At 43.5% G+C, this 457-nt stretch carries 1 pseudogene; it reads left to right on the forward strand.

The window, feature by feature from the left end:
• Positions 1–16: 16 nt before the first annotated feature.
• A pseudogene (locus CVN76_RS01960) lies at positions 17–457 on the forward strand (sodium:solute symporter family transporter); the annotation flags it as partial.

Below are 457 nucleotides of genomic sequence, written 5' to 3' on the forward strand. Positions count from 1 at the left end.
ACCTTAAGGCAAGGATAAAGGCTTGGGCATCATTGTTTCAGAAGCATCATATGGAGCCATCTCCCCGGTGGCGGCAAGTGTCATCGGCGCCATCGTGGTTACGACATATGTCATGATTTCAGGCATCCACGGTTCAGCATGGACGGCGATCCTTAAAGATTTCATGATCTTGGTAGTAGTGATATTTTTGGGGATTTACATTCCTTTTCATTACTTCGGTGGCATTCAGCCCATGTTCGAAACGGTACAGGCCGCTAAACCGGAAATGTTAATTTTGGCAGATCAAGGGTTGAGTCAATCCTGGTTTGTTTCTACCGTTTTGTTGAATGCACTCGGATTCTATCTTTTGCCACAAACTTTCATGGTCGTATTATCGTCGAATGGGGAGAGAACGCTTAGGAAAAATGCGATCGCTTTACCATTGTATACACTATTATTGCTATTCGTCTTTTTCATA

The sequence above is a fragment of the Bacillus sp. mrc49 genome (assembly GCF_002803435.1).